19 protein-coding genes are annotated in these 24,237 nt (G+C 69.7%); 13 read left to right on the top strand and 6 right to left on the bottom strand.

The features are described 5' to 3' along the window. The first annotated feature begins 6 nt into the window (after window positions 1-6). Together prsT and ABDJ40_RS16450 are read left to right on the top strand one after the other, a co-directional pair. Window positions 7-2,799 carry an XrtA/PEP-CTERM system TPR-repeat protein PrsT gene (gene prsT / locus ABDJ40_RS16455; protein ID WP_347611462.1) on the top strand — a complete coding sequence of 931 codons (2,793 nt, stop codon included), beginning with the start codon at window positions 7-9 and terminating at the stop codon, window positions 2,797-2,799. Between the two features lie 265 nt (window positions 2,800-3,064). Continuing rightward, window positions 3,065-3,913 (top strand): PEP-CTERM sorting domain-containing protein, encoded by an 849-nt coding sequence (locus ABDJ40_RS16450; protein WP_347611461.1) that lies wholly within the window; start codon window positions 3,065-3,067, stop codon window positions 3,911-3,913. Between the two features lie 86 nt (window positions 3,914-3,999). Here ABDJ40_RS16450 and ABDJ40_RS16445 read toward each other — a convergent pair whose 3' ends face one another. Further along, window positions 4,000-4,956, bottom strand: coding sequence for an isoaspartyl peptidase/L-asparaginase family protein (locus ABDJ40_RS16445; protein WP_347611460.1), 957 nt, complete (start codon window positions 4,954-4,956; stop codon window positions 4,000-4,002). 177 nt (window positions 4,957-5,133) lie between these two features. Between ABDJ40_RS16445 and ABDJ40_RS16440 the strand changes: the two genes are divergently transcribed. The 8 genes from ABDJ40_RS16440 to ileS all read left to right on the top strand — a co-directional run bounded on the left by ABDJ40_RS16440 (window position 5,134) and on the right by ileS (window position 15,886). Continuing rightward, window positions 5,134-6,333, top strand: coding sequence for an acyl-CoA dehydrogenase family protein (locus ABDJ40_RS16440; RefSeq protein ID WP_347611459.1), 1,200 nt, complete (start codon window positions 5,134-5,136; stop codon window positions 6,331-6,333). 18 nt (window positions 6,334-6,351) lie between these two features. After that, window positions 6,352-7,461, top strand: a complete 1,110-nt coding sequence (locus tag ABDJ40_RS16435) for an acyl-CoA dehydrogenase family protein (RefSeq protein WP_347611458.1) — start codon at window positions 6,352-6,354, stop codon at window positions 7,459-7,461. Between the two features lie 47 nt (window positions 7,462-7,508). Then, window positions 7,509-8,063, top strand: a complete 555-nt coding sequence (locus ABDJ40_RS16430; RefSeq protein ID WP_347611457.1) for a DUF3617 domain-containing protein — start codon at window positions 7,509-7,511, stop codon at window positions 8,061-8,063. A 4-nt stretch (window positions 8,064-8,067) separates the two neighbouring features. After that, the gene (locus ABDJ40_RS16425) at window positions 8,068-9,036 is read left to right on the top strand and encodes a P1 family peptidase (protein WP_347611456.1); all 969 of its coding nucleotides are present in this window, start codon (window positions 8,068-8,070) and stop codon (window positions 9,034-9,036) included. Between the two features lie 7 nt (window positions 9,037-9,043). Continuing rightward, window positions 9,044-9,775, top strand: a complete 732-nt coding sequence (locus tag ABDJ40_RS16420; protein WP_347611455.1) for a pseudouridine synthase — start codon at window positions 9,044-9,046, stop codon at window positions 9,773-9,775. A 230-nt stretch (window positions 9,776-10,005) separates the two neighbouring features. After that, a complete protein-coding gene (locus ABDJ40_RS16415) occupies window positions 10,006-11,814 on the top strand; it encodes a response regulator (protein ID WP_347611454.1) in 1,809 nt (602 codons plus the stop codon). A gap of 60 nt (window positions 11,815-11,874) precedes the next feature. Continuing rightward, window positions 11,875-12,897 (top strand): bifunctional riboflavin kinase/FAD synthetase, encoded by a 1,023-nt coding sequence (locus ABDJ40_RS16410; protein ID WP_347611453.1) that lies wholly within the window; start codon window positions 11,875-11,877, stop codon window positions 12,895-12,897. A gap of 106 nt (window positions 12,898-13,003) precedes the next feature. Then, the gene (ileS, locus tag ABDJ40_RS16405) at window positions 13,004-15,886 is read left to right on the top strand and encodes an isoleucine--tRNA ligase (protein WP_347611452.1); all 2,883 of its coding nucleotides are present in this window, start codon (window positions 13,004-13,006) and stop codon (window positions 15,884-15,886) included. A gap of 73 nt (window positions 15,887-15,959) precedes the next feature. Here the strand turns inward: ileS and ABDJ40_RS16400 are convergent, their stop codons facing one another. The 5 genes from ABDJ40_RS16400 to ABDJ40_RS16380 all read right to left on the bottom strand — a co-directional run bounded on the left by ABDJ40_RS16400 (window position 15,960) and on the right by ABDJ40_RS16380 (window position 21,009). Continuing rightward, complete coding sequence (locus ABDJ40_RS16400; protein ID WP_347611451.1) at window positions 15,960-16,166, bottom strand: YbdD/YjiX family protein; 207 nt, start codon at window positions 16,164-16,166, stop codon at window positions 15,960-15,962. Then, window positions 16,159-18,237, bottom strand: a complete 2,079-nt coding sequence (locus ABDJ40_RS16395; protein WP_347611450.1) for a carbon starvation CstA family protein — start codon at window positions 18,235-18,237, stop codon at window positions 16,159-16,161. Before ABDJ40_RS16395 ends, ABDJ40_RS16400 begins: the two co-directional genes overlap by 8 nt. Before the next feature lie 174 nt (window positions 18,238-18,411). Continuing rightward, window positions 18,412-19,065: a response regulator gene (locus tag ABDJ40_RS16390; RefSeq protein WP_347611449.1), complete on the bottom strand. Its 654-nt coding sequence runs from the start codon at window positions 19,063-19,065 to the stop codon at window positions 18,412-18,414. Then, a complete protein-coding gene (locus tag ABDJ40_RS16385) occupies window positions 19,062-20,450 on the bottom strand; it encodes a cache domain-containing protein (RefSeq protein WP_347611448.1) in 1,389 nt (462 codons plus the stop codon). The genes ABDJ40_RS16390 and ABDJ40_RS16385 overlap by 4 nt, the downstream gene beginning before the upstream one ends. A gap of 52 nt (window positions 20,451-20,502) precedes the next feature. After that, window positions 20,503-21,009 (bottom strand): DUF1269 domain-containing protein, encoded by a 507-nt coding sequence (locus tag ABDJ40_RS16380; protein ID WP_347611447.1) that lies wholly within the window; start codon window positions 21,007-21,009, stop codon window positions 20,503-20,505. A gap of 172 nt (window positions 21,010-21,181) precedes the next feature. Here ABDJ40_RS16380 and lspA point away from each other — a divergent pair, with 172 nt between their 5' ends. The 3 genes from lspA to ABDJ40_RS16365 all read left to right on the top strand — a co-directional run bounded on the left by lspA (window position 21,182) and on the right by ABDJ40_RS16365 (window position 24,226). After that, a complete protein-coding gene (gene lspA, locus ABDJ40_RS16375; protein WP_347611446.1) occupies window positions 21,182-21,673 on the top strand; it encodes a signal peptidase II in 492 nt (163 codons plus the stop codon). 107 nt (window positions 21,674-21,780) lie between these two features. After that, the gene (locus ABDJ40_RS16370; protein WP_347611445.1) at window positions 21,781-22,626 is read left to right on the top strand and encodes a DUF2189 domain-containing protein; all 846 of its coding nucleotides are present in this window, start codon (window positions 21,781-21,783) and stop codon (window positions 22,624-22,626) included. 82 nt (window positions 22,627-22,708) lie between these two features. Beyond that, window positions 22,709-24,226 carry a hybrid sensor histidine kinase/response regulator gene (locus ABDJ40_RS16365; RefSeq protein WP_347611444.1) on the top strand — a complete coding sequence of 506 codons (1,518 nt, stop codon included), beginning with the start codon at window positions 22,709-22,711 and terminating at the stop codon, window positions 24,224-24,226. Window positions 24,227-24,237 lie beyond the last annotated feature (11 nt).

Genomic DNA, 24,237 nt, shown 5'->3' with positions numbered 1-24,237 from the left:
CCGCCCATGAACCGCCTGCCCTCCCGCCTGCTCCTCTCCCTCCTGCTCGGTGCCTGTCTCCAGGCCCAGGGGGCGGGTGATGCGGCCAGCAAGTTCTACGACGACGCCCAGCAGCGCCTCGAGAAGAAGGACATCGACGGCGCGCTGATCCAGCTGCGCAACTCCCTGCAGGCGGATCCGCACATGCTCTCCGCCCATCTGCTGCTGGCCCGTACCCTGCTGAAAAAGGGCGACCTGCCCTCGGCCGAGGCCGCCTTCGAGGAGGCGCTGAAGCAGGGCGTGGCGCGCAGCGAGGTGATGGTGGACCTGGGCCAGCTCTACATCGCCCTGGGCGAGTACAAGAAGCTGCTGGACCGCATCAACACCAACGGTGTGCCGGCGGGCAGCCATGCCGAGATCCTCACCCAGCGCGGCACCGCCTTCGCCACCCTCGGGCAGAAGGACGCCGCCACGAAGTCCTTTGCCGAAGCCCGCGCGCTGGCGCCCCGCTCGCCCCTGCCCCTGCTGGCCGAGGCCACCATGCTGGCGCGCCAGGGCGAGCTGGAGAAGGCGCGTGGCCAGATCAGCAAGGCGCTGGAGTTCGATCCCGCCAACAGCGCCGCCTGGTACGCGCTGGGCACCGTGCAGCAGAAGCTCAAGGAGAGCAGTGCCGCCCAGGTCTCCTTCGGCAAGGCCCTGCAGCACAACGCGCTCAATGTCGATGCCCGTGTGGCGCGCGCCGGCCTGCTGGTCACGACCGGCCAGCTCAAGGAGGCCGAGCAGGACCTCGCCGCCCTGGACGCGGCCAGCCTGGCCGACCCGCGGGCGTCCTACCTGCGTGGCGTCATCGAGTCCCGCAAGGGCAATGCCGCCAAGGCCCGCGACGCCTATGTCCAGACCACCGAGCTGCTGGGCCTGCAGCCTGCCGGCGTGATCAACAGCGACGAAAGCCTGAACTTCGCCGCCGCGATGGCCTACAAGGCCCTGGGCGACAACGAGAAGGCCCGCGAGCACCTCAAGAATCTGCTGGCCCTCAACGCCAACCACTACGCCGGCCAGCTCATGGCCGCCAGCATCGCGCTGGAGCAGCGCGACCTCACCCAGGCGCAGCAGATCGTCAGCAACCTGCAGCGCCTGCGCCCCACGGACCCGCAGGTGCTGTACCTGCAGGGCAGCATCCATCTGGCCCGCAAGCGCTATGACCAGGCTGCCGAGGCCTTCGACAAGGCGGCCGCCCAGCAGCCCACGCCCGACACCATCCGGGAGCTGGCGCTGAGCCAGCTCTCCATGGGCCAGGGCGAGGCCGGCATCAGCAACCTGGAGAAGGTGCTGGCGAGCAACCCCGGCGACGCCCGCGCCGCCATCCAGCTGATCACCGCCTATGCCAGCATGGGCAAGGGCCCGCGCGCACTGCAGCTGGCCGAGAACCTGCTCAAGAGCGACCCGAACAACCCCATGCTCATCAACTACCTGGGCAATATCAAGGGGCGGCTGGGAGACAAGGGCGGCGCCCGGGCCGCCTTCCAGCAGGCCCTGGCCAAGAGCCCGGGCTTCAAGCCGGCGCTGATCAACCTCAGCTGGCTGGACATCGAGGAAAAGCAGTTCGACCCCGCCCGCCAGCGTCTGGACGGGCTGCTCAAAAAGGACGCCGAGGACCCGCAGCTGCTCTACCAGCTGGGCATCCTGGAGTTCCGTGCCCGCCGCTTCAACGAGGCCACCGAGGCCCTGGAGAAGGCCGCCAACCTCTCGCGCAATGACCCGCGCCCCGGGCTGACGCTGATGGAGCTCCACACCAGCCAGCGCAAGCTGGACCAGGCCATCCAGGTCGGCAAGGCGCTCAACGGCAAGTACCAGGGCAACCTCGAGGTGGCGCTGACCCTGGGCCGCACCTATGCCATGCAGGGCGATCTCGGCAATGCCAAGGTCCTCTTCCAGGAGGCCACACGTATCGCCGGCTATGACGCCGAGGCGCAGGTGGTGGTGGGCCGCCAGCAGCTGTCCATCGGCAATCTGGACGGCGCCAGCTACAACCTGCAGAAGGCCCAGCAGAATGGCGCCGAGGCCCTCAATGTGCTGGTGCTGGGCATCGAGGTGGCCAACCGCAAGAAGGACAACGCTCGCGCCGACGCCCTGCTCAAGACCCTGCTGGCCAGGTATCCCACGGCCCTGCCGGCCCTGCTGACAGCCGGCCACCTGGCCTATGCACGCGGGCAGTTCGCCGAGGCCGGCAAGCGCTACCAGCAGGTGCTGGACCAGGAGCCCAGCGCGGCCAACGCCCTGCTGCTGGCCCGTGCCCAGACCAGCGGCGGCGACCCGCAGAAGGGCCTGGCCACCTTGGAGGGCTGGTCCCAGAAGGCGCCTCAGGACCTGGGCCTGCTGCGCGTCCTGGCCGAGGCCCAGGCCGAGCTGGGCAAGAACGAGGCGGCCAAGCGCAGCTTCTCCACCTTGATCACCCGCGATCCGCAGGACGTCTCCGCCATGGCCACCTACGCCCTGCTGCTGCAGCGCCTGGGCGATGCCGGTGCCCTGGCCATGGCCGAGCGCGCCCGCAAGCTGGCCCCGGAAAGCCCGGAGACGCTGGACGCCCAGGGCTGGATCCACGTGCTGCGCGGCGAGATCGAGGCCGGCCTGCGCCTGCTGCGTGACGCCCGCCTGCGCGACCCCAACCAGGGCCAGCTGCGTTTCCACCTGGCCTACGCCCTGGCCAAGTCCGGCCGCAAGCCGGACGCCCGGGAGGAGCTGCGCGCAGCCATGGCCATGCCCGGCCGATTCCGGGACACCGCCGAGTTCAAGACCCTCAAGGCTGAGCTGGGCCTCTGAGCCGGGCGGCTCCGGGCCCATGCCCCTTCTGTCGGCTGGCCTTACATTTACGTTTGAAAACAGCTTGAAACACTTGCCTGCGTATTTCAAATCAATGACTTAGCGATGGTGGCCCTGATTTTGCTAGCCCACCCTGTCAGACGTGACAGTTCCCTTGCCCTGTGCATCGGCCCCTCGTTCACGGGATGAACAACTCCAGATTCGCTGGTAGCCTTCCGACCATCGCCGGGGGGACCCTGCCGGCAAGCAACCAAGCGACAAGACCATGAGCACTGCAGCAATGACCAAGACCTTTGCCACTTTGGGCGCCAGCCTCGGGCTTGCGGTGCTGTGCATGGGCTCGGCCCAGGCTTACAACACCAGCCTCTCTGGCACCGGCACGAACCGCTACGGCCAGGCCGACATCCAGATCGGCGCCTACACCAAGACCGGCCAGTCCATGGGTGCCTCGCTGGTCAACGACTCCAGCGCCAGCCAGCAGTTCTGGGTCTACTGCATCGACCCGCTGACCACCAGCAAGCTGACGAGCACCTACAGCACCTCCTCGCTGGACTCCTTCATGGGCGTCGGGCTCAACAGCAGCGGCGCTGCCGTCAGCGGCAACGGTGCGGCTTCGGCCTACAAGACGCTGTTCACCAGCGCCCCCTACTCCACGGTCGACAGCTACGAGTACAAGTCCGGCACCGTCAGCCTGTACAACAACCTGGTCGAGCTCTACAGCTATGCCTACAAGGACAGCATGACGAGCAACACCAAGTCGGCTGCCTTCCAGTACGTGCTGTGGGAGCTGCTGGGCGACGCCAACAGCGGCGTGGCCGACCCCACCAAGAGCGGTGGCGCCTACTTCAGCAACACCAGCTACGAATCGGTGCGCACCCAGGCCGAGAAGTACCTGGACGCCCTGAACAACGCCAACGAGTCCTTCTGGACCAGCTCGCTGGGCCTGACCAAGTCGGCCTACAACTACACGGTGTACAAGAGCACGGCCAGCCCCTCGTCGCAGACCTTCCTGGCGGTCTCCGACAAGAAGAGCAGCGTGCCCGAGCCCGGCTCCATCGCCCTGGCCTTCGCAGCCTTCGGCGCCGTGGCCTACACCCGCCGCCGCAAGCAGTGAGCGCTTGATGGCCTCAGCAAAAGCAGCCCGCGGGCTGCTTTTTTCATGGCCGGGCCAATGCGCCGGCCTGCCACGGCCCGCACCTGTCAGCGGAAGATCCGTGCCTGCGGCGCCTCGCCGAGGCGGACCCAGCCGCGGTACATGCCTTCGGTGTTGAAAGGCAGGCACAGCTCGCCCCGGTGCGAGACCGCGATCAGCCCCCCCTGCCCGCCAACTGCCGGCAGGCACGTGCCCACCACGTCCTCGCAGGCGGCTTCCAGGCTGCGACCCAGGTAGCGCATCTGGGCGGAAAGCTCGTGCGCGGCCACGCTGCGCATGAAGGCCTCGCCGGTGCCGGTGCAGGAGACGGCCACGGTGTCGTCCGCGTAGCAGCCCGCGCCCAGGATGGGCGAATCGCCCACCCGCCCCACCTTCTTGTTGGTCATGCCGCCCGTGGAGGTGGCCGCCGCAAGCCGGCCCCGGGCGTCCAGGGCCACGGCGCCGACGGTGCCGAACTTGCTGCGTTCGTCCAGCGGCGCCTGGCGCTGCGCGCCATCGTGATCCAGCCTGGCGGCCCCGCCCTCGCCCTGCACCCGGCGCAGCTGCGCCAGCCGCTCGGGCGTGCCGAACCAGTCGGGCGGCACCTGCTCCAGGCCCCGCGCCGCGGCAAAGGTATCGGCTGCCGGCCCGATCAGCATCACGTGCCCGCTGGACTCCATCACCGCACGGGCCGCCTGCACCGGATTGCGCGTCGTGCGAAGGCCCGCCACCGCGCCCGCGCGCCGGGTGTGGCCCTCCATGATGCTGGCGTCCAGCTCGTGGGTGGCTGCCTCGGTGTAGACAGCGCCGCGGCCGGCGTTGAAGCGCTCGTTCTCCTCCAGCAGCCGGACGCAGGCCTCGACCACGTCCAGCGCCGGCGCGCCCTCGGCCAGCAGGGCCTCGCCGGCCCGAATGATGTCCAGCAGGGCCTGCAGATAGGCCTGCTCGGATTCATGCGAGGTGGCCTGGCGAAGAATGGTGCCGGCACCTCCATGGATGGCCAGCAGGGGAATGGGCGTGTTCATGCCGCGCATTGTGATCGCCCCGGCACTGCCGCGTCGCTTCGCACCGATGGCGTCCGGGCATTCCCTAGACGGCCGATGTCCCCCATTCGACAGGAGAAAAAAGAACGTCCGTGCTAAAAATCAGCACGACGCAAACTGGATGACGCGCCTCCGGCCGGACGGCGCAAGGAGACATCGATGCAACTGGCCTTCACCGCCGAGCAGGAAGCCTTCCGCGCGGAGATCCGTGCCTGGGTGGCCGCGAACCTGCCCCAGGACATCAGCGACAAGGTGCACCGCGCCCAGCGCCTGCACAAGGAGGACCTGCAGCGCTGGGCCCGCATTTTGGGCAAGAAAGGCTGGCATGGCTGGGCCTGGCCGCAGCGCTTCGGCGGACCGGGCTGGGACGCCATCCAGCGTCATCTCTTCGAGGAGGAATGCGCGCTGGCCGGCGCGCCCCGGGTGGTGCCCTTCGGCCCGGTGATGGTGGCGCCGGTGATCATGGCCTTCGGCAGCGCGGAGCAGCAGCAGCGCTTCCTGCCCGGCATCATGAGCGGGGACGTCTGGTGGAGCCAGGGCTACAGCGAGCCGGGCTCCGGCTCGGACCTGGCCTCCGTCAAGACCCGGGCCGAGCGCCAGGGCGACCACTACCTGGTCAACGGTCAGAAGACCTGGACCACCCTGGGCCAGTACGGCGACTGGATCTTCTGCCTCGTGCGCACCGACACCCAGGTCAAGCCGCAGGCCGGCATCTCCTTCCTGCTGATCGACATGAAGTCGCCCGGCGTCACCGTGCGGCCCATCATCATGCTGGACGGCGAACACGAGGTGAACGAGGTCTTCTTCGACAACGTCCGCGTGCCGGCCGAGAACCTCATCGGCGAGGAGAACAAGGGCTGGACCTACGCCAAGTACCTGCTGGCCCATGAGCGCACCAACATCGCCGACGTGAACCGGGCCAAGCGCGAGCTGGAGCGTCTCAAGCGCATCGCAAAGCAGGAAGGGCTCTACGAGGACGGCCGCTTCCGCGACCAGATCGCCCTGCTGGAGGTGGACATCGTCGCCCTGGAGATGATGGTGCTGCGCGTGCTCTCGGCCGAGCGCTCGGGCAAGCAGTCCCTTGACGTGGCGGGCCTGCTCAAGATCCGTGGCAGCGAGATCCAGCAGCGCTACACCGAGCTGATGATGCTGGCCGGCGGCCCTTTCGCCACGCCCTTCATTCACGAGGCCATGGAGGCCGGCTGGCAGGGCGACCAGGCCCTGGGCGGGCTCTGGCCCGGCGGCGCCGCGCACTGCGCCTCCCTGACCAGCCACTACCTCAACTACCGCAAGACCACCATCTACGGCGGGTCCAACGAGGTGCAACGCAATATCGTCGCCCAGACCCTGCTGGGCTGAGACGCGCAGGAGACAGCCATGGATTTTGATTTCAGCGAAGACCAGCAGGCCCTACGCGATGCCGTGCAGCGTTTCGTCGAGAAGGATTACGGTTTCGAGCAGCGCCGCGCCATCGTCCGCGAGGGCGGCTTCTCGCGCGCGGCCTGGGACGGCCTGGCCGGCCTGGGCCTGATGGGTCTGCAGGTGCCCGAAGCCCATGGCGGCCTGGCCCTGGGGCCGGTGGACGCCATGGTGGTGATGGAGGAACTGGGCCACGGCCTGGTGCTGGAGCCCTATGCCCAGGGCGCCCTGCTGGCGCCGCTGCTGCTGTCCCAGGCGCCGCAGGCCCTGCAGGCCGACTGGCTGCCCCGCATCGTCGCAGGCGAGGCGCTGGTGGTGCTCGCGCACCAGGAACGCGGCCTGCGCTACCGGCTGGACATGGGCCAGACCCGGGCCACCGCGGGCCGGCTCAGCGGCGTCAAGAGCCTGGTCAGCGCGGGCGCGCAGGCCCAGGCCTTCGTCGTTCCCGCCACGGACGAGCAGGGGCCGGCGCTGTACCTGGTCGAGGCCGGCGCCGAGGGCCTCGTCACCCGCGGCTATGTGCTGCACGACGGCTCGGCCGCTGCGGAGCTGACCCTGCAGGCCACGCCCGGCCAGCGCATCGCGCAGGGCGAGGCGGCCCAGGCCTTGCTGGAGCTGGCAGCGGACACCGCCCTCGCGGCGCAGGCCGCCGAGGCCGTGGGCGCCATGGACGCCCTGGTGCGCCTCACCGCCGACTACCTCAGCACCCGCAAGCAGTTCGGCGTGGCCATCGCCAGCTTCCAGGCCCTGCGCCATCGCATGGCCGACATCAAGATGCAGCTGGAGCTGGCTCGCTCCATGAGCTACTACGCCACGCTGAAGCTGGGCGAACCGCCCGCGCAGCGCCGCCGCGCGCTGTCGCAGGTGAAGCTGCAGCTGAGCCAGTCCATGCGCTTCGTCGGCCAGCAGTGCACGCAGCTGCACGGCGGCATCGGCGTGACGGACGAATACATCTCCAGCCACTTCTTCAAGCGGCTCACGGTGATGGAGATGCAGTGGGGCGACGGTCTGCACCACCTGGCCGAGGTCAGCGCCCGCATGACGGAGCAGGCCGGGGTCTTCGCCTGAGGGAAACGGCGGACTACACTGCCCCGCACCCCCACCGAGGAGTTGCGATGAAGCCGATCCGCCGCCCCCGTGCCCCCCGCGCCGCGCTTGCCGCCCTGCTGGCCCTGCCCTTGTGCGCCAGCGCGCAGTCCACCATGAAGCCCGGCCTCTGGGAGATGACCCAGAAGCCGCAGCTGGACCCCGCCCAGCAGGCCAAGATGGACCAGGCCCGGCAGGCCATGGCCAATATGCCGCCGGAGAAGCGCCAGATGATGGAGCAGATGATGGCCCAGCACGGCGTGCAGGTGAACATGGGCGCCGGCGGGACCGTCACCATCAAGACCTGCATCAGCAAGGAGCAGGCCGAACGGCATGAGCCGCCGGTGGATGACAAGGGCCGCTGCAAGCAGCAGGTCACGCGCAGCGGCAATACCGTGCGCAGCCACTTCACCTGCACCGACCCGGCCTCCGAAGGCGACGGCGAATTCACCTTCGACAGCGCGGAGCACTACAGCAGCAAGCTGAGCATCCAGCGCCAGGGCCGCAGCATGACCATCTCAGGCGAGGGTCGCTGGCTGGGCGCCGACTGCGGCAGCATCCAGCCGCACAAGCCGCGCCCCTGAACCCATGGCTGGAACGCTGCAAGGGCAGCTCTGCGATGTGGCCGGACTTCGCCTGGGCCACTGGACCGACAGCCGGCGCCCCACTGGCTGCAGCGTCGTCCTGTGCCCCCAGGGCGTGACCGCTGGCGTGGACGTGCGCGGAGCCGCCCCTGGCAGCCGCGAGACGGACCTGCTGCGCCCCGAGAACACCGTCCAGCAGGTCCATGCGCTGCTGCTCAGTGGCGGCAGCGCCTTCGGCCTGGATGCCGCCAGCGGCGTGATGCGCTGGTTGCGCGAGCGCGGCCACGGCCTGGCCGTAGGTCCGGCGCGCGTGCCCATCGTGCCGGCGGCGGTGATTTTCGATCTCTGGCTGGGCGATCCGGTCCTGACCCCCGATGCCGACGCCGGCTACGCCGCCTGCGAAGCGGCTGGCCTCAGCGCGGCGCGCGGCAGCGTGGGCGCAGGAGCCGGGGCGACCGTCGGCAAGCTGCTGGGGCCGCAATGGGCCATGAAAGGCGGGCTGGGCATGGCCTCGCTGCGGGTGGGGGCGACCACGCTGAGCGCCCTGGCCGTGGTGAATGCCGTGGGCGACGTCGTCGACCCCGCCAGTGGACGGATCCTCGCCGGCGCCCGCGGCGAAGACGGCCGGCCCCGGGGCACCGTCCAGGCCCTGCTTCAGGGCGTCGCGCCCATCCGACCCATCGCCGGTGCGGCCACGACCCTCGCCGTGGTCGCCACCGATGCCCGGCTCGACAAGGCCCAGGCTACCAAGCTCGCCCAGATGGCCCATGACGGGCTGGCACGCAGCATCAACCCCGTCCACCAGCCCAGTGATGGCGACATCGTCTTCAGCCTCGCCACCGGCGCCTCGGGCCCTGCCGACCTCGGACTGCTGGGCGTGATGGCCGCCGAGGCGCTGGCGGCCGCCGTGGTGGACGCTGTGCGATCCGCGAGCGGCCTGCCCGGCCTGCCCTCGGCCGGCGAGCTTGGATAATGCAGCGATGCGCTTGTCCCAGATTCTCTTTTCCCAAGGCTTCGGCAGCCGCCGCCTCTGCGCCGGCCTGATCCACCACGGCGAGGTCAAGATCCACGGCGACGTCGTGGACGACCCCGATGCCGATTTCGACCCCCAGGGCCTGCAGTTCGAGGTCAGTGGCAAGACCTGGCCCTATCACGAGAAGGCCCTGGTCATGCTGCACAAGCCGGCCGGCTACGAGTGCTCGCAGAAGCCCCGCCACCATCCCAGCGTGATGAGCCTGCTGCCCGCGCCCCTGCGCGAGCGCGGTGTGCAGCCCGTCGGCCGCCTGGACGAGGACACCACCGGCCTGCTGCTGCTGACCGACGATGGCACCCTCATCCACAAGCTCACCAGCCCCAAGCACCACGTGCCCAAGGTCTACGAGGCGCATTGCAAGCACCCGGTCGACGCCGAGCAGCTCGAGCGCCTGTTGGCCGGCGTGGAACTGCACGAACACGAGCTGAAGGTCCACCGCGAGCCCGAGCTGGTGAAGGCCCTGGCCGCCGAGGCCATGGGCACGCATGGCGTACGCCTGACGCTGGCCGAGGGCAAGTACCACCAGGTCAAGCGCATGATGGCGGCGGTCAGCAACCGCGTGGAGCGCCTGCACCGGCCGCAGTTCGGTGACCTCGTGCTGCCGGCCGATCTGCCGCAAGGGCAGTGGTGTTGGGTTGCGGGACCCGAGGCCATCCTCGGTGCGCCCGGCGGGGCGTGAGATCCGTCACTGATCCCGCCGCGGCCTGCGCCGCGCCCCCCGCAGATCGAGGGTTCGCACTAGCCGCCCTCAGGCCTGTTGAGGCTACAAATCGCTGCCCGCAATGACGCGTGCACTGCGCTGACGTCGAAGGAGGTCGGCTGCGGACACGACGCACGCTGCGCTCGGACCATGAACACCTACAAGAGCACCCCGGGGCACGGGCCGGGGCCAGACGAGGGATGCCGTCCTTGGATCAGGACATTGCAGCGCAAATCGAGCGCGAACGACTCAGCTCGCTCTACGAGCTGAGCCTGCGGCCCAATCTCATCGGGGCCGCCTTCAGCTTCTGCCCGGTCCTCCTGCTGTGGGGCCACCTGCCCGCCGCCCTGCTGCTGGGCTGGTTGTGCGCGCGCCTGTGCGTGACGCTGCTGCGCACGCTGGACGCCCGCAGCTTCCGCCAGGCGCAGCGGGAGCTCGGCAGCCTGCGCGCCTGGCGCCAGCGCTACTTCACCCTGCTGGCGCTGGATGCGCTCAGCTGGAGCGCCATGGGCTGGTGCTTCCACACGCCCGAGGTGCCAGGTCTTGACGGCCTGGTGCTGGCCTCCATGATCGGCCTGGCCGCGGTCTCCCTGTTCGCCATGGGCGCCGAGTTCCGCGCCAATGCCCTGTTCTCCGGCATCGTCTTCACGCCTGCGCTGCTCTACAACGGCCTGCTGGACACGCGCGAAGGCTGGCTGTCGGCCGTCGGCCTGCTGATCTTTCTGTCCGTCGCCTGGACGGAGTCGCTGCGCGTCCAGGCCCGTCGCCTGGAGCTGCTGCGCCTGCGCTTCGAGCACGCCAAGCTCGCCGAGGAACGCCAGCAGGCGCTGCAGTCCGCTCAGCAGTCCAGTACCAGCAAGAGCCGTTTCGTGGCGGTGATGAGCCACGAGATCCGCACGCCGCTCAATGGCATCCTGGGCATGACGCAGCTGCTGGAGCGCTCGAACCTGGACGAGCGCCAGCGCGAGCAGCTCGGCGTGGTGCACAGCTCCGGCCGCCACCTGCTCAACCTGGTCAATGACATCCTGGACCTGGCCCGCATCGAGTCCGGCAAGCTGGTCATCGAGCCCGCTGCCATGGACCTGGCCGAGGCGGTCCACGAAGTCTGCCGCCTGCTCGCCACCCCTGCCCGCGAAAAGGGCCTGCAGCTCAACGTCCGCCTCGCCGAAGGCCTGCCCAGCCATGTGCTGGCCGATGCCTCGCGCATCAAGCAGGTGCTGCACAACCTGGTCGGCAATGCCATCAAGTTCACCGAGCAGGGTTCGGTGGACGTGGGCGTGGCCATGGTGCAGGACATGCGCAGCGGCACCCTGCTGCGCTTTGCCGTGCGGGACACCGGCGAAGGCATCGAGGCCGACCAGCTGGAGCGCATCTTCGCCCCTTTCGAGCAGCTCGGTGGCAAGCTGCGCCAGCGCCGCGACAGCACGGGCCTGGGCCTGACCATCTCCCGCGAGCTCGCCCACGCCATGGGCGGCGATCTGCGCGCCAGCTCGCGGCGCGGCCTGGGTTCGATGTTCGAGCTGACCCTGCCTCTCCAGCCCTGCGACACCCCCGCCGCAGCGCAGCGGGCGGCCCGCGATCCCCTGCTGCCGGCCCTGCAGGGCCGGGTGCTGCTGGTCGACGACAACCCGGTGAACCTGCTGGTGGCGGCCTCCATGCTGGATCACTGCGGCGTGGAAGTCGTGCAGGCCGAGAACGGCCGCCAGGCCCTGGAGCTGCTCCGGCAGGGGCCCTTCGAGCTGGTGCTGATGGACTGCCTGATGCCCGAGCTCGACGGCTTCGAGGCCACGGCCGCCTGGCGCGCCGAGGAACGGCGCATGGGCCGTCCGCGCACACCCATCGTCGCCCTGACCGCCAGCACCTCCCCGCAGGACCGGGCGCAGTGCGAGGCTGCCGGCATGGACGACCATCTGCAGAAGCCCTTCGACATGCAGCACCTGCTGGAGCTGGTGGTGCGCCATGTGGGCCAGGCCGGACCGACGAGCGCGATGCGGCTGGAGGACGAAGTGCCGGCCTGAGTGCACGCTCGGCCGCCCTCGCCCGTCTGAACGGGCAGCCGGGCACGGATAATGCCCTCCATGCAGGTATTCCGCGGCTTCCATCACCCGGGCATCGCCCCGGCCTGTGCCCTCACCATCGGCAACTTCGACGGCGTCCATCGCGGCCACCAGGCCATGCTGGCCCTCCTGCGCTCGGAGGCCCAGCACCGCGGCCTGCCGTCCTGCGTGCTGAACTTCGAGCCCCATCCGAGGGACTTCTTCGCCCGCAAGCTGGGCAAGCCGGAGCTGGCCCCCACCCGCGTCGCCACCCTGCGCGACAAGCTCCAGGAGCTGGAACGCTGCGGCATCGACCAGGTCGTGGTGCTGCGCTTCGACGAGCGCCTGGCCTCGCTGCCCGCGCAGGACTTCATCCAGCAGGTGCTGGTGCAGGGCCTGGGCGCCCGCTACGTGCTGGTGGGCGACGACTTCCGCTTCGGCGCCAAGCGCCAGGGGGACTACGCCACGCTGGATGCCGCCGGCCAGCGCCTGGGCTTCGACGTGGCTCGCATGATGAGCTACGAGGTGCACGGACTGCGCGTCAGCAGCTCGGCCGTGCGCGAGGCCCTGGCCGAGGGCCGCATGGAGGACGCCGAGCGCCTGCTGGGCCGGCCCTATGCCATCTCCGGCCATGTGATCCACGGCCAGAAGCTGGGCCGGCAGCTGGGCGAATCGTCGGCCGGTGCGGCCGACGGCTTCCGCACCTTGAACCTGCGCTTCTCGCATGCCAAGCCGGCTGCCATGGGCATCTACGCCGTGCGCACCCATGGCCTGGCGCAAGCACCCCTGGACGGCGTGGCCAGCCTGGGTGTGCGCCCCACGGTGGAGGACGCCGGGCGCGTGCTGCTGGAGGTCCACTGCCTGGACTGGCCCGCGACGCTGGGCCGCAACGGGGCCTACGGTAAACTCGTCCGCGTGGAACTGCTGCACAAACTGCGTGACGAAGCCCGTTTCGACGGGCTGGACGCCCTGACCCAGGCCATCGCCCGCGATGTCGAGCAGGCACGCGCCTTCCTGGCCACCCACGCCTCGATGCGCCGCCAGACCACCCGCGATCGAATTTGATGCGGGCCCGCCCTCGGGGCTTGCTGCCCTGACGCCCCTGCGCCGCCCCGGTGCTCCCCCTGCCCGCCGACTGGCCTGCCGCCAGCGGCCCTGCCTGATTGCTGCCATGACTGACGCCACCAAGCCCGCCGCACCCGACTACCGTGCCACGCTGAACCTGCCCGACACCCCCTTCCCCATGCGCGGTGACCTGCCCAAGCGCGAACCGGGCTGGGTCAAGAGCTGGGAAGAGCAAGGCATCTACAAGAAGCTGCGCGACGCCCGCTGCGGCGCACCCAAGTTCGTGCTGCATGATGGCCCGCCCTATGCGAATGGCCAGATCCACATCGGCCACGCCGCCAACAAGATCCTCAAGGACATGATCGTCAAGGCCCGCCAGCTGGCCGGCTTCGACGCGGCCTACATCCCTGGCTGGGACTGCCACGGCCTGCCCATCGAGAACCAGATCGAGAAGACCTTCGGCCGCGGCCTGCCACGTGACGAGGTCCAGGCCAAGAGCCGCGCCTACGCCACCGAGCAGATCGACGGCCAGCGCGCCGACTTCAAACGCCTGGGCATCCTCGGCGAATGGGACAAGCCCTACCGCACCATGGACTACGCCAACGAGGCCGGCGAGATCCGCGTGCTCAAGCGCCTGTTCGAGCGCGGCTTCGTCTACCGCGGCCTCAAGCCCGTCTACTGGTGCTTCGACTGCGGTTCCTCGCTGGCCGAGTTCGAGATCGAGTACGCCGACAAGCAGTCCCCCGCCGTCGACGTCGCCTTCCTGTGCGCCGAGCCTGAGAAGCTGGCCGCCGCCTTCGGCCTGCCCGCCCTGGACCAGGACGCCTTCACGGTGATCTGGACCACCACGCCCTGGACCATCCCCGCCAACCAGGCCCTGAACCTCAATCCCGAGCTGCCCTACGCCCTGGTCAAGACCGCGCGCGGCTACTTCGTGGTGGCCGAGGCCCTGGTCGAGAAGTGCCTGGCGCGCTGGCAGCTGGAGGGCGAGCAGGTCGCCGTCACCCAGGGCCGCGCGCTCGAGCTGCTGAAGTTCAAGCACCCGCTGGCCCATGTGGACCCCGGCTTCGACCGCGAGAGCCCCGTCTATCTGGCTGACTACGCCACGGCGGAAGACGGCACCGGCGTCGTGCACTCGGCGCCCGCCTACGGCCTGGACGACTTCCAGAGCTGTGTCTCCCACGGCATGGCCTTCACCGACATCAAGAACCCGGTGCAGGGCAACGGCGCCTATGAAGCCGCCCTGCCCCTGTTCGGCGGCCAGCACATCTGGAAGGCCAACCCCGTCATCACCGAGGCCCTGGCCCATGCCGGCCGCCTGATGGCCCAGTCCAAGATCACCCACAGCTACCCGCACTGCTGGCGCCACAAGACGCCGGTGATCTACCGTGCGGCCGCCCAGTGGTTCGTGCGCATGGACGAGGGCAGCGGCCTTTTCGCCAGCGAAGCCCCGGCCCAGACCCTGCGCCAGACCGCGCTCGCCGCCATCGACGCCACGAGCTTCTACCCCGAGAACGGCCGGGCCCGCCTGCGCGACATGATCGCCAACCGGCCCGACTGGTGCATCTCGCGCCAGCGCAGCTGGGGCGTGCCCCTGCCCATCTTCCTGCACAAGGACACGGGCGAGGCGCATCCGCGCACGCTGGAGTTCATCGAGCGTGCCGCGCAGCTGGTCGAGCAGGGCGGCATCGAGGCCTGGGCCAAGCTGGACCCGGCCGAGTGGCTGGGCGCCGAGGCCGAGGTCTACACCAAGGGCCAGGACATCCTGGACGTCTGGTTCGACTCCGGCTCCACCTTCCAGCACGTGCTCAAGGGCAGCCACGCCGGCGCCGCGCATGCCGAAGGCCCCGAGGCCGACCTGTATCTGGAAGGCCATGACCAGCACCGCGGCTGGTTCCACAGCTCCCTGCTGATCGCCTCGGCGCTGTACGGCCGTGCGCCTTACAAGGGCCTGCTGACCCACGGCTTCGTGGTGGACGGCCAGGGCCGCAAGATGAGCAAGTCAGTGGGCAATGTGGTCGCGCCGCAGGCCGTGTCCGACAAGATGGGCGCCGAGATCCTGCGCCTGTGGACCGCCGCGACCGACTACTCCGGCGACCTGGGCCTGGACGAGAAGATCCTCGCCCGCGTGGTCGACAGCTACCGCCGCATCCGCAACACCCTGCGCTTCCTGCTGGCCAATGTCTCGGACTTCGACGCCGCGACCGAAGCCCTGCCCCTGGACCAGCTGCTGGAGGTGGACCGCTACGCCCTGGCCCGCGCCGCCGAGTTCCAGGCCGAGGTGCTGGCCCACTTCGAGCGCTATGAGTTCCACCCGGTCGTGGCCAAGCTGCAGGTCTACTGCTCGGAAGACCTGGGCGGCTTCTACCTCGACGTGCTGAAGGACCGCCTCTACACGACGGCCCCGAAGAGCCTGGCCCGCCGCTCCGCCCAGACCGCGCTGTGGCACATCACGAACGCCATGCTGCGCTGGATGGCGCCCTTCCTCAGCTTCACGGCAGAGGAAGCCTGGCAGGTGTTCAACGGTGGCGAGACCATCTTCACCGAGACCTTCTGGAAGTTCACTTCAGGAGCCAATGACACGATTCGGTCACACGTTGAATGGAATGTCGCGCAACAAGCCCTGCTGGCCAAGTGGAGCCGCGTGCGCGAGATCCGCGAGCTGGCCAACAAGGCCATCGAGGACGTGCGCGGCCAGGGCCTGGTGGGCGCCTCGCTGCAGGCCGAGGTCGTGATCGGCGCGGCCGAGCAAGACCTGACCCTGCTGCAGTCCCTGGGCGAAGACCTCAAGTTCGTACTGATCACCTCGGCGGCCCGCGTCGAGGCCGCGGCCGAGCTGAGCGTCACTGTCACGCCCACGGCCCACACCAAGTGCGAGCGCTGCTGGCACTACCGCGCGGACGTGGGCAGCGTCGCCGAGCACCCGGGCCTGTGCGGCCGTTGCCACAGCAATCTGCATGGCAGCGGCGAGCTGCGACACATCGCCTGATCAGCGCTCGCCACCTGAGCAAACGCCCCGTCGAGACGGGGCGTTTTTCATGGGGCGACGAGTGCCGGTGCGCTCAGCAGCAGCGCCCCAGCTTGCCGCCATAGCGCGCGGCCTGCCGCTCGCGGAAGAAGTCCTCGTAGCTCATGGGCTCGCGCTCCGGATGCACGCGCTGCAGATGAGCCACGTAGCTGCCGTAGTCCGGCAGGCCCACCATCAGGCGCAGGCTCTGCGCCAGCGTGCGGCCGGCCTGGCCCAGTTCGCGCAGACCCTGCTCAAGCATGGCTGGACGCCACGGCGGCCGGATTCAGGGGCACGCGCGGCGCCTCCTGGGTGCTGGGCTGGCGGCTGGCACGCGCAGCCAGCACGGACTTGATGCTGTAGACGAGCACGCTCAGCACCACGCCCATGAAAAGCGCGCACAGGGCGGCGTCCAGGCGGTCGTTGAAGATCACCCGCTGCATGGCCTCCAGGCTCTTGGCCGGGGCCAGCACCTGGCCGGCGGCCACGGCGTCGGCGTACTTGCGGGCATGGGCCAGGAAGCCCACGCGCACGTCGTCCGAGAAGATCTTCAGCCAGCCCGCCGTCAGCGTGCAGGCCAGCAGCCAGAACGAGGGGACGATGGTGACCCAGGCGTAGCGGTCCTTCTTCATCTTGAACAGGACCACGGTGCCCAACATCAGCGCCACGGCGGCCAGCATCTGGTTGGCGATGCCGAACAGCGGCCACAGGGTGTTGATGCCGCCCAGCGGATCCACCACGCCCTGGTAGAGGAAGTAGCCCCAGGCCGCCACGCACAGCCCCGTGGCCAGCAGATTGGCCACCAGGGAGTCGGTGCGCTTGAGCGAGGGCACGAAGCTGCCCAGCAGGTCCTGCAGCATGAAGCGGCCGGCGCGGGTGCCGGCGTCCACGGCGGTCAGGATGAACAGCGCCTCGAAGAGGATGGCGAAGTGGTACCAGAAGGCCATCATGGCCTTGCCGCCCACCACCTGGTGCAGGATGTGAGCCATGCCCACGGCCAGCGTGGGCGCGCCGCCGGCGCGGGCGAGGATGGTGTTCTCGCCCACGTCCTTGGCCGTCTGCACCAGCATCTCGGGCGTGACCACGAAGCCCCACGTGGAAATGGTGGCCGCCACGGCCTCGGGCGTCTTGCCGACCAGCGCCGCCGGGCTGTTCATCGCGAAGTAGACGCCCGGCTCGATGCACGAGGCCGCCACGAGGGCCATCACCGCCACGAAGCTCTCGGCCAGCATGCCGCCGTAGCCGATGAAGCGGGCGTGGGTCTCGTTCTCCAGCATCTTGGGCGTGGTGCCCGAGGAGATCAGCGCATGGAAGCCCGAGACGGCACCGCAGGCGATGGTGATGAAGAGGAAGGGAAAGAGATCGCCCGCCCACACCGGGCCGTTGCCCGTGGCGAACTGGGTCATGGCCGGCATCTGCAGCGTGGGCGCCACGAAGACGATGCCCACGGCCAGCGCGACGATGGTGCCGATCTTCAGGAAGGTCGACAGATAGTCCCGCGGCGCCAGCAGCAGCCACACCGGGATGGACGCGGCCACGAAACCGTAGCCGATCAGCAGCCAGGTCAGGGTCTTGCCGTCATGCGTGAACAGCGGGGCCAGCGTGGGGCTCTCATGCACCCACTGCCCGCCGATGATGGAGGCCATCAGCAGCACGAAGCCGATCAGCGAGACCTCGCCGATGCGCCCCGGGCGCAGATAGCGCAGGTAGACGCCCATGAACAGGGCCACCGGGATGGTGGCCGCCACGGTGAAGGTGCCCCAGGGCGATTCGGCCAGGGCCTTCACCACGATCAGGGCCAGCACGGCCAGGATGATGATCATGATCATGAAGGCGCCGAAGAGCGCGATCAGGCCCGGCACCGTGCCCATCTCCTGCTTGACCAGCTCGCCCAGGGAGCGGCCGTCGCGGCGGGTGGAGATGAAGAGCACGATGAAGTCCTGCACCGCCCCGGCGAAGACCACACCGGCCAGGATCCACAGCAGGCCCGGCAGGTAACCCATCTGCGCGGCCAGCACCGGCCCGACCAGAGGGCCGGCGCCCGCGATGGCGGCGAAATGGTGGCCGTAGAGCACGTTCTTGTGCGTGGGCACATAGTCCAGCCCGTCGTTGTACTTCCAGGCGGGGGTCTGGCGCTGGCCGTCCAGGCCCAGCACCGTGTTGGCGATGAAGAGGCTGTAGTAGCGGTAGCCGATCAGGTAGACGCAGATCGCGGCCACCACCACCCACAGGGCGCTGATGGCCTCGCCGCGGGACAGGGCGACCACGGCGAGCGCCGCGGCACCGAGCACGGCCACGCCCGCCCAGGCGAGGTGGCGACGAAGACTGGACATGGTTTTGTCTCCTGCAATGGACCCCGGCCCTGCTTCTGGCGGCAGCGTGACGGCATCCGGTTCTTGGGAGACTGCAGTGTGAAGACCGCGCGCCCGCGGCACATCCGTTCGGCCCGCGAGGCGCACTCCGTAGGGATGACTAGGGACCAACCCTAGGCGGCTGTCACCCAGGTGTCAGCGGCCAGTCTCCGGGTCGAGGCCCCGGGCGTGTTCCAGGGCATAGCGCAGCAGCTCGGCCGGCGTGTCCAGGGCCAGCTTGCGCTTGATGTTCTGGCGGTGGGTCTCGACGGTGCGCACGGAGAGGTCCAGGCGGCGGGCGATGTCCTTGCTGGTCTCGCCGCGGGCCAGTGCGCTGAGGATCTCGCTCTCGCGCGGGGACAGCACCGGCTTGGGCGCCTGGGCGCGGAACATGCGCCGCGTCAGGCCGGGGCTGAGGTAGGTGCCACCAGCACGCACGGCCTCGATGGCGGCCAGCAGGGCCTCCACCGAGGCGTCCTTGAGCACGTAGCCGCTGGCGCCTGCCTCCAGGGCACGCTGCACGTACTCGGGGTTGTCGTACATGCTGAACATCAGCACCCGCAGTGCAGGCGTCTGGGCCAGCAGGGCGCGGGCCAGCTCGATGCCGCTGCCCTGGCGCAGGCCCACGTCCAGCAGGGCCAGGTCCGGCGCGGCCTGCCTCAGCGCGATCAGGGCCTCGTCGGCACTGCCGGCCTCGGCCACGACCTCGTAGCCCGGCTCGGTCTGCAGGCGCGAGCGCAGGCCCTCGCGGACCAGGGGGTGGTCGTCCACCAGCAGGATGCGCAGGGGCAGCGAGGAAGGAGCGCTCATGAGACCGCATTGTCGCTGGCCAGCCGGGCCAGGGCCTCTGCGGGCAGGCGGGCCTCGATCCAGGTGCCGTGGCCGGGCCGTGTCTGGATGTCCAGCTGCCCGCCGATGGCCGCCAGGCGCTCGCGCATATTGCGCAGGCCGATGCCCTGCTGCGGATGCAGGTTCTGCGCGCGCAGGTCGAATCCCTGGCCGTCGTCCTGCACCACGAGGCTCAGATCGCCGCCGGCCGGCGCCTGCAGCTGCAGCAGCACCTGGCCGGCCTGCGCGTGCTTCAGGGCGTTGGTCAGCGCCTCCTGGGCCACGCGGAAGAGCACGGTGACAGCCACCTCGGGCAGGGTCGGCAGGGGTCGGGGCTCGCAGCTGCAGTCGATGCGCGGGCCGCCGGCGGTCTCGCATTCCCGGGCTAGGTGCTCGAGGGCGGCGTCCAGGCCCAGGGTGTCCAGCAGGGCCGGGCGCAGTCGGTGCGAGATGCGCCGCACCTCGTGGAGGCTGCTGCTGAGCCGCTCCACCGCCTGCTGCAGCAGGGCCGGCCGCGGCTCGCGCAGATTGGCCTCCACCAGCAGCTTGGTGGACACCAGGGTCTGGCTAATGCCGTCGTGCAGCTCACGCGCCAGGTGGGCCCGCTCCTCCTCCTGCGAGCGCACCACCTCGTGTGCCAGCAGGCGCAGCTTCTGCTCCGCCAGGCGGTGCTCGGAGAGGTTCAGGGCCAGTGCGCTGGCGCTGATCAGCACGATGCCCGCCAGCGCGATGCCCACGATCCACCACAGCGTGCGGGCAATATTGCCCTGGGCCTCGCGGTCCAGCTGGTCCAGCGTGGCCTGGATACCGTCCAGGTACAGGCCGGTGCCCATCATCCAGTTCCACTCGGGCAGGGCCACCACATAGCCCAGCTTGGGTGCCATCTGCTGGCTGGAGGGCTTGCGCCAGAGGTACTCCACATAGCCGCCGCCCGCCCGGGCCTGGGCAATCAGACGCTGAATGGTGGGCTGGCCGCGGGCGTCGCGCAGCTCCCACAGGTTCTGGCCCAGCAGCTCGGGCTGGCGCGAGTGCATCAGCACCCGGCCCTGGAGGTCGTAGACAAAGAAGTAGCCGTCGGCCCCGTAGTCCAGCGTGGCGAGGCGCTGCAGGGCCTGCTCGCTGGCGTGGCGGCGGGTCAGCGCGTCCTGGCCCTGGGCCTGCGCGTAGAGCGGCTGCACCGTGCTCAGGGCGAGGTCGACGTAATGGCGGAGCTCATCGCGCCGCGCCTCCATGTAGGCCCGCTGCACGGTGGCGTGCTCGCGGGCGACCAGCTCGCCCTCCTGCTGCCGCACGCCCACCGCGATGAGGGCGAGCGAGGCCAGCAGGGGCGCGATGGCCAGCAGAAGAATCTTGCCGCGCAGCTTCATGGCCGGCCACTGTAGCGCGGCCGGCGGCCCTCAGCCGGTACAGAGCCCCGACTCAGGGGAAGACCGGCACATTGGGCTCGTGCCCCTGGAAGCTCGCCTCCGGATGCGTGGCCGCGAGCAGGGCCTCGATCTCGGCCACGCGGCCGCGCGGCACGTCCACCATCAGCAGGTACTGGCCGGCCTCCATGCCGGCCTCGAAACGCCGCAGCCGCCGGCTGGGCGTGGAGCTGCCGATCATGCTGCAGAACCAGGTCCCCAGCACGGCACCCAGGGCCGCCAGAGCCACGACCAGCCCGGCCGGCACCGCCGATTCCAGGCTGTAGGCCGCCAGCACCCCGGCGGCAGCGCCGAGCCCGGCCCCCACCAGCAGGCCGGTCTCCGCGGACTCGACCAGGTCCGAGGTCTGCAGCAGGCTGGCGGCCTGCAAGCCGCCCATCTCGGCCCCTTCCCGGGCCATGAAGTGGATCTGCGGCGCCGCGATGCGGGCCAGCAGCAGGTCATTCATGCAGCGGCGGGCGCTGTCCAGGTCGGGCAGCATCCAGTAGATCCTCTTGCGCATGGCGAGCTCCTTGTCGTGACACCCCGGCCCCGCGGGCCGGTGGCAGGCTTCCAAGACCAATCTAGTCCGGCCCCTCGGGCTTGACAAACCTCAAGCAGGCAGTTCGCGTGCCCGGCGCAGGCCGCCTTGCGGAGCGGCTACAGTAGCGCCCTGCTTCTGAACTGCACATGCCATGGCCTCCTCCTCCGCTTCCCCGCGCCTGATCCAATGGCTGGCGATCGCCCTGCTGGTGATCCTGGCCGACCAGTTCACCAAGGTGCTGATCCTGGGGAGCTTCCAGCTCGGCGACAGCCGCCCCGTGACCTCCTTCTTCAACATCGTCCGCTGGCACAACACCGGCGCGGCCTTCAGCTTCCTGGCCTGGGCGGGCGGCTGGCAGCGCTGGTTCTTCGTGGGCCTGGGCGCCGTGGCCACCGGCTTCATCCTGTGGCTGCTGCGCAAGCACGGGCACCAGACCCTCTTCGCCACGGCGCTGTCGCTGATCCTGGGCGGGGCCATCGGCAACGTCATCGACCGCCTGCTGCACGGCTACGTGGTGGACTTCATCTCCATCCACTACCAGAACCAGTGGACCTTCCCGGCCTTCAACGTGGCCGACAGCGCCATCTCCATCGGCGCGGCGCTGCTGATCCTGGACGAGCTGCGCCGGGTGCGGCGCGGCTGAACCAAGCCGTACGGATGCTTGATCCAAGTCAGGCGCCCTTCCTAGGGTAAGGCCCGCTGACGCGCCCCGCGCCTCCCTCTAGCCTTGGCGGCAGAAGGAGACACCCCATGAGCCACCCCCTGGCGCAGGAGCCGGCGCCCGATTCGCGCCCGCCGGCCCGCACGCCTGATCCGGATCAAGCCGCACCCACCCCGGAAGGCCCGACCGTCTCGCCCTTCCACCTGCAGCTCAACACGCTGCGGTGGAGCCAGCCCCTGCACTGGCTGCGCCTGGGCTGGAAGGACTTCTGCCGCCACCCTGGCATCGGCCTCTTCTACGGCCTGTGCTTCGTGCTGATGGGTTGGGGCCTGCTCAAGGTCTACCAGAACGCTCCCGCCTACACGCTGGCCCTGTCCGCGGGCTTCCTGCTGATGGGGCCCTTCCTGTGCATGGGCCTGTACCAGGTCTCCATGCGCCTGGAACGCGGCGAGCAGCCCGACCTGGGCGACTCCCTCACCGCCTGGGACAGCCACATGGGCCAGATGGCCATCTTCGGCGGCGTGCTGCTGATCCTGGAGATGCTGTGGGGGCGGGCCTCGCTGGTGATCTTCGCGGTGAGCTTCGACGGCATGCCCGATTTCGCGGGCTCGCTCACCAAGCTGCTGGACCCCGAAAACCTGGGCTTCATCGCCACCTACCTCACCGTGGGCGCCCTCTTCGCAGGCCTGATCTACGCCGTCAGCGTCATCTCGATCCCCATGATGCTGGACCAGCAGGTGGACGCCGTCACCGCCGGCCTGACCAGCCTGCGCCTGGTGCTGACCCAGACCGGCGTGATGCTGTGGTGGGGCGCGCTGGTGGTGGGGCTGGTGGTGCTGGCGCTGCTGCCGGGCTTCCTCGGCTTGCTGGTGGTGGGGCCGGTGCTGGGGCATGCCAGCTGGCATGCCTACCGGGCTGCGGTAGCAGAGTCCTGAGCCTCCCGCAACGCCTTGAATTGCAGGCTGTGTGCGCCATGAAGCAGGTCACAATGCGCCGCAGCTTCCACCCGCACCCGACATGCTCGACTTCGACTGCCTGACCCACTTTGACTGGCTCGACGTGCCCATGTGGGTCTTCGACCAGCAGGGCCAGCGCAACCTCTGGGCCAATGCCGCTGCCCTGAGCTTCTGGCAGGCCGAGAGCATCGAGGAGTTCCTGGCCCGCAATCACGCCGACAGCTCCGAAGCCGTGCGCACGCGCCTGGCCATCACCGCCACGGACCATGCCCTGGGCAAGATCGTGCGGGAGCAGTGGACGCTCTATCCCAAGGGCCAGCCCGTGACGGTGCTGCTGGTTTCTCGCGGCATCCGCACGCCGGACGGGCGCCAGGTGATGCTCTTCGCCGTCGACTCCCTCTCCAGCGCGTCCGACAAATCCGTGCTGCGCGGCGTGGAGGCGCTGCAGCACACCTCGGTTCGCATCGCGATGGTGTCCCTGCGCGACGGCAACTTCCTGATGCGCAACCCGGCCGCCGCCGCCTGCTTCACCGGCCTGCCCAAGGACCGGGGCCAGAGCGACTTCAGCAGCCTCTTCCCCGACGCCGAGGTGGGCCGCCGCATCCTGGCCCAGGTCCAGCGCGGCCAGACCTTCGCGGCGGACCTGGAGCTCCACACCGCCGGCGGCCGCCGCTGGCACAGCCTGGACGCCCGGCCCATGCGCGACCCGGTGACGGGCGACCTGGTCATGCAGCTCAACGCGCGCGACATCGGCGACCTCAAGGCCACGCAGGCCGCGCTGGAGGCCGCCCGCCAGGCTGCCGAGGCCGCCAGCCAGGCCAAGAGCGCCTTCCTGGCCAATATGAGCCACGAGATCCGCACGCCCATGAACGGCGTGCTGGGCCTGACCGAACTCGTGCTGCAGACCCCGCTGGACGAGCGCCAGCGGCGCTTCATCGAACTGGCCCACAGCTCGGCCAAGGGCCTGCTGGTCATCATCAACGACCTGCTGGACGTGGCCAAGATCGAGGCCGGCCGCGTGCAGATCGAGCACCGGCCCTTCGCCCTGCACGACTGCCTCAAGGAATCCCTGCACCCCTTGCTGCTGCAGGCCCACGAGAAGGGCATCCGCCTGCATGCCCTGGTGCAGCCCGGCGTGCCGGCCAACCTGGTGGGCGATGCCCTGCGGCTGCGCCAGGTGCTGGTCAACCTCGTGGGCAATGCGCTGAAGTTCACCGAGCGCGGCGAGGTGCGGCTGGAAGTGATCCAGCTGCCCGAGGAGGAGGACGGGCACCCCCTGGACCCGGCCGTGCAGGGCGTGCGCCTGCGCTTCTCGGTGCATGACACCGGCATCGGCATGACGGCGGACCAGATCCGCCACATCTTCGCGCCCTTCAGCCAGGCGGACAGCAGCATCACCCGGCGCTACGGTGGCACAGGGCTGGGCCTGACCATCGTGCAGCGCCTGGTGGGCCTGATGGGCGGGCAGGTGCAGGTGGAGAGCCAGCCGGGCACGGGCTCCTGCTTCAGCTTCGAGATCCGCCTGCCGGCCGCCAGCGGCGCCGGGACCGAGCCCCGGACCGAAGCGGCCAGCGCCTGAGGCGCCGGGCG

The sequence above is a fragment of the Roseateles flavus genome (assembly GCF_039872765.1).
In the GTDB taxonomy this organism is placed as follows: domain Bacteria; phylum Pseudomonadota; class Gammaproteobacteria; order Burkholderiales; family Burkholderiaceae_C; genus Roseateles_B; species Roseateles_B flavus.
This window is presented reverse-complemented; position numbering and strand designations above follow the sequence as displayed.

What these genes read in the sequence shown, in the direction of transcription:
- ileS (WP_347611452.1), top strand. Translation starts at nt 13,004, where the DNA reads ATGACTGACGCCACCAAGCCCGCCGCACCCGACTACCGTGCCACGCTG.
- ABDJ40_RS16385 (WP_347611448.1), bottom strand. Translation starts at nt 20,450, where the DNA reads ATGAAGCTGCGCGGCAAGATTCTTCTGCTGGCCATCGCGCCCCTGCTG.
- ABDJ40_RS16420 (WP_347611455.1), top strand. Translation starts at nt 9,044, where the DNA reads ATGCGCTTGTCCCAGATTCTCTTTTCCCAAGGCTTCGGCAGCCGCCGC.
- ABDJ40_RS16425 (WP_347611456.1), top strand. Translation starts at nt 8,068, where the DNA reads ATGGCTGGAACGCTGCAAGGGCAGCTCTGCGATGTGGCCGGACTTCGC.
- ABDJ40_RS16440 (WP_347611459.1), top strand. Translation starts at nt 5,134, where the DNA reads ATGCAACTGGCCTTCACCGCCGAGCAGGAAGCCTTCCGCGCGGAGATC.
- ABDJ40_RS16365 (WP_347611444.1), top strand. Translation starts at nt 22,709, where the DNA reads ATGCTCGACTTCGACTGCCTGACCCACTTTGACTGGCTCGACGTGCCC.
- lspA (WP_347611446.1), top strand. Translation starts at nt 21,182, where the DNA reads ATGGCCTCCTCCTCCGCTTCCCCGCGCCTGATCCAATGGCTGGCGATC.
- ABDJ40_RS16395 (WP_347611450.1), bottom strand. Translation starts at nt 18,237, where the DNA reads ATGTCCAGTCTTCGTCGCCACCTCGCCTGGGCGGGCGTGGCCGTGCTC.
- ABDJ40_RS16380 (WP_347611447.1), bottom strand. Translation starts at nt 21,009, where the DNA reads ATGCGCAAGAGGATCTACTGGATGCTGCCCGACCTGGACAGCGCCCGC.
- ABDJ40_RS16370 (WP_347611445.1), top strand. Translation starts at nt 21,781, where the DNA reads ATGAGCCACCCCCTGGCGCAGGAGCCGGCGCCCGATTCGCGCCCGCCG.
- ABDJ40_RS16430 (WP_347611457.1), top strand. Translation starts at nt 7,509, where the DNA reads ATGAAGCCGATCCGCCGCCCCCGTGCCCCCCGCGCCGCGCTTGCCGCC.
- ABDJ40_RS16400 (WP_347611451.1), bottom strand. Translation starts at nt 16,166, where the DNA reads ATGCTTGAGCAGGGTCTGCGCGAACTGGGCCAGGCCGGCCGCACGCTG.
- ABDJ40_RS16390 (WP_347611449.1), bottom strand. Translation starts at nt 19,065, where the DNA reads ATGAGCGCTCCTTCCTCGCTGCCCCTGCGCATCCTGCTGGTGGACGAC.
- prsT (WP_347611462.1), top strand. Translation starts at nt 7, where the DNA reads ATGAACCGCCTGCCCTCCCGCCTGCTCCTCTCCCTCCTGCTCGGTGCC.
- ABDJ40_RS16410 (WP_347611453.1), top strand. Translation starts at nt 11,875, where the DNA reads ATGCAGGTATTCCGCGGCTTCCATCACCCGGGCATCGCCCCGGCCTGT.
- ABDJ40_RS16435 (WP_347611458.1), top strand. Translation starts at nt 6,352, where the DNA reads ATGGATTTTGATTTCAGCGAAGACCAGCAGGCCCTACGCGATGCCGTG.
- ABDJ40_RS16450 (WP_347611461.1), top strand. Translation starts at nt 3,065, where the DNA reads ATGAGCACTGCAGCAATGACCAAGACCTTTGCCACTTTGGGCGCCAGC.
- ABDJ40_RS16445 (WP_347611460.1), bottom strand. Translation starts at nt 4,956, where the DNA reads ATGAACACGCCCATTCCCCTGCTGGCCATCCATGGAGGTGCCGGCACC.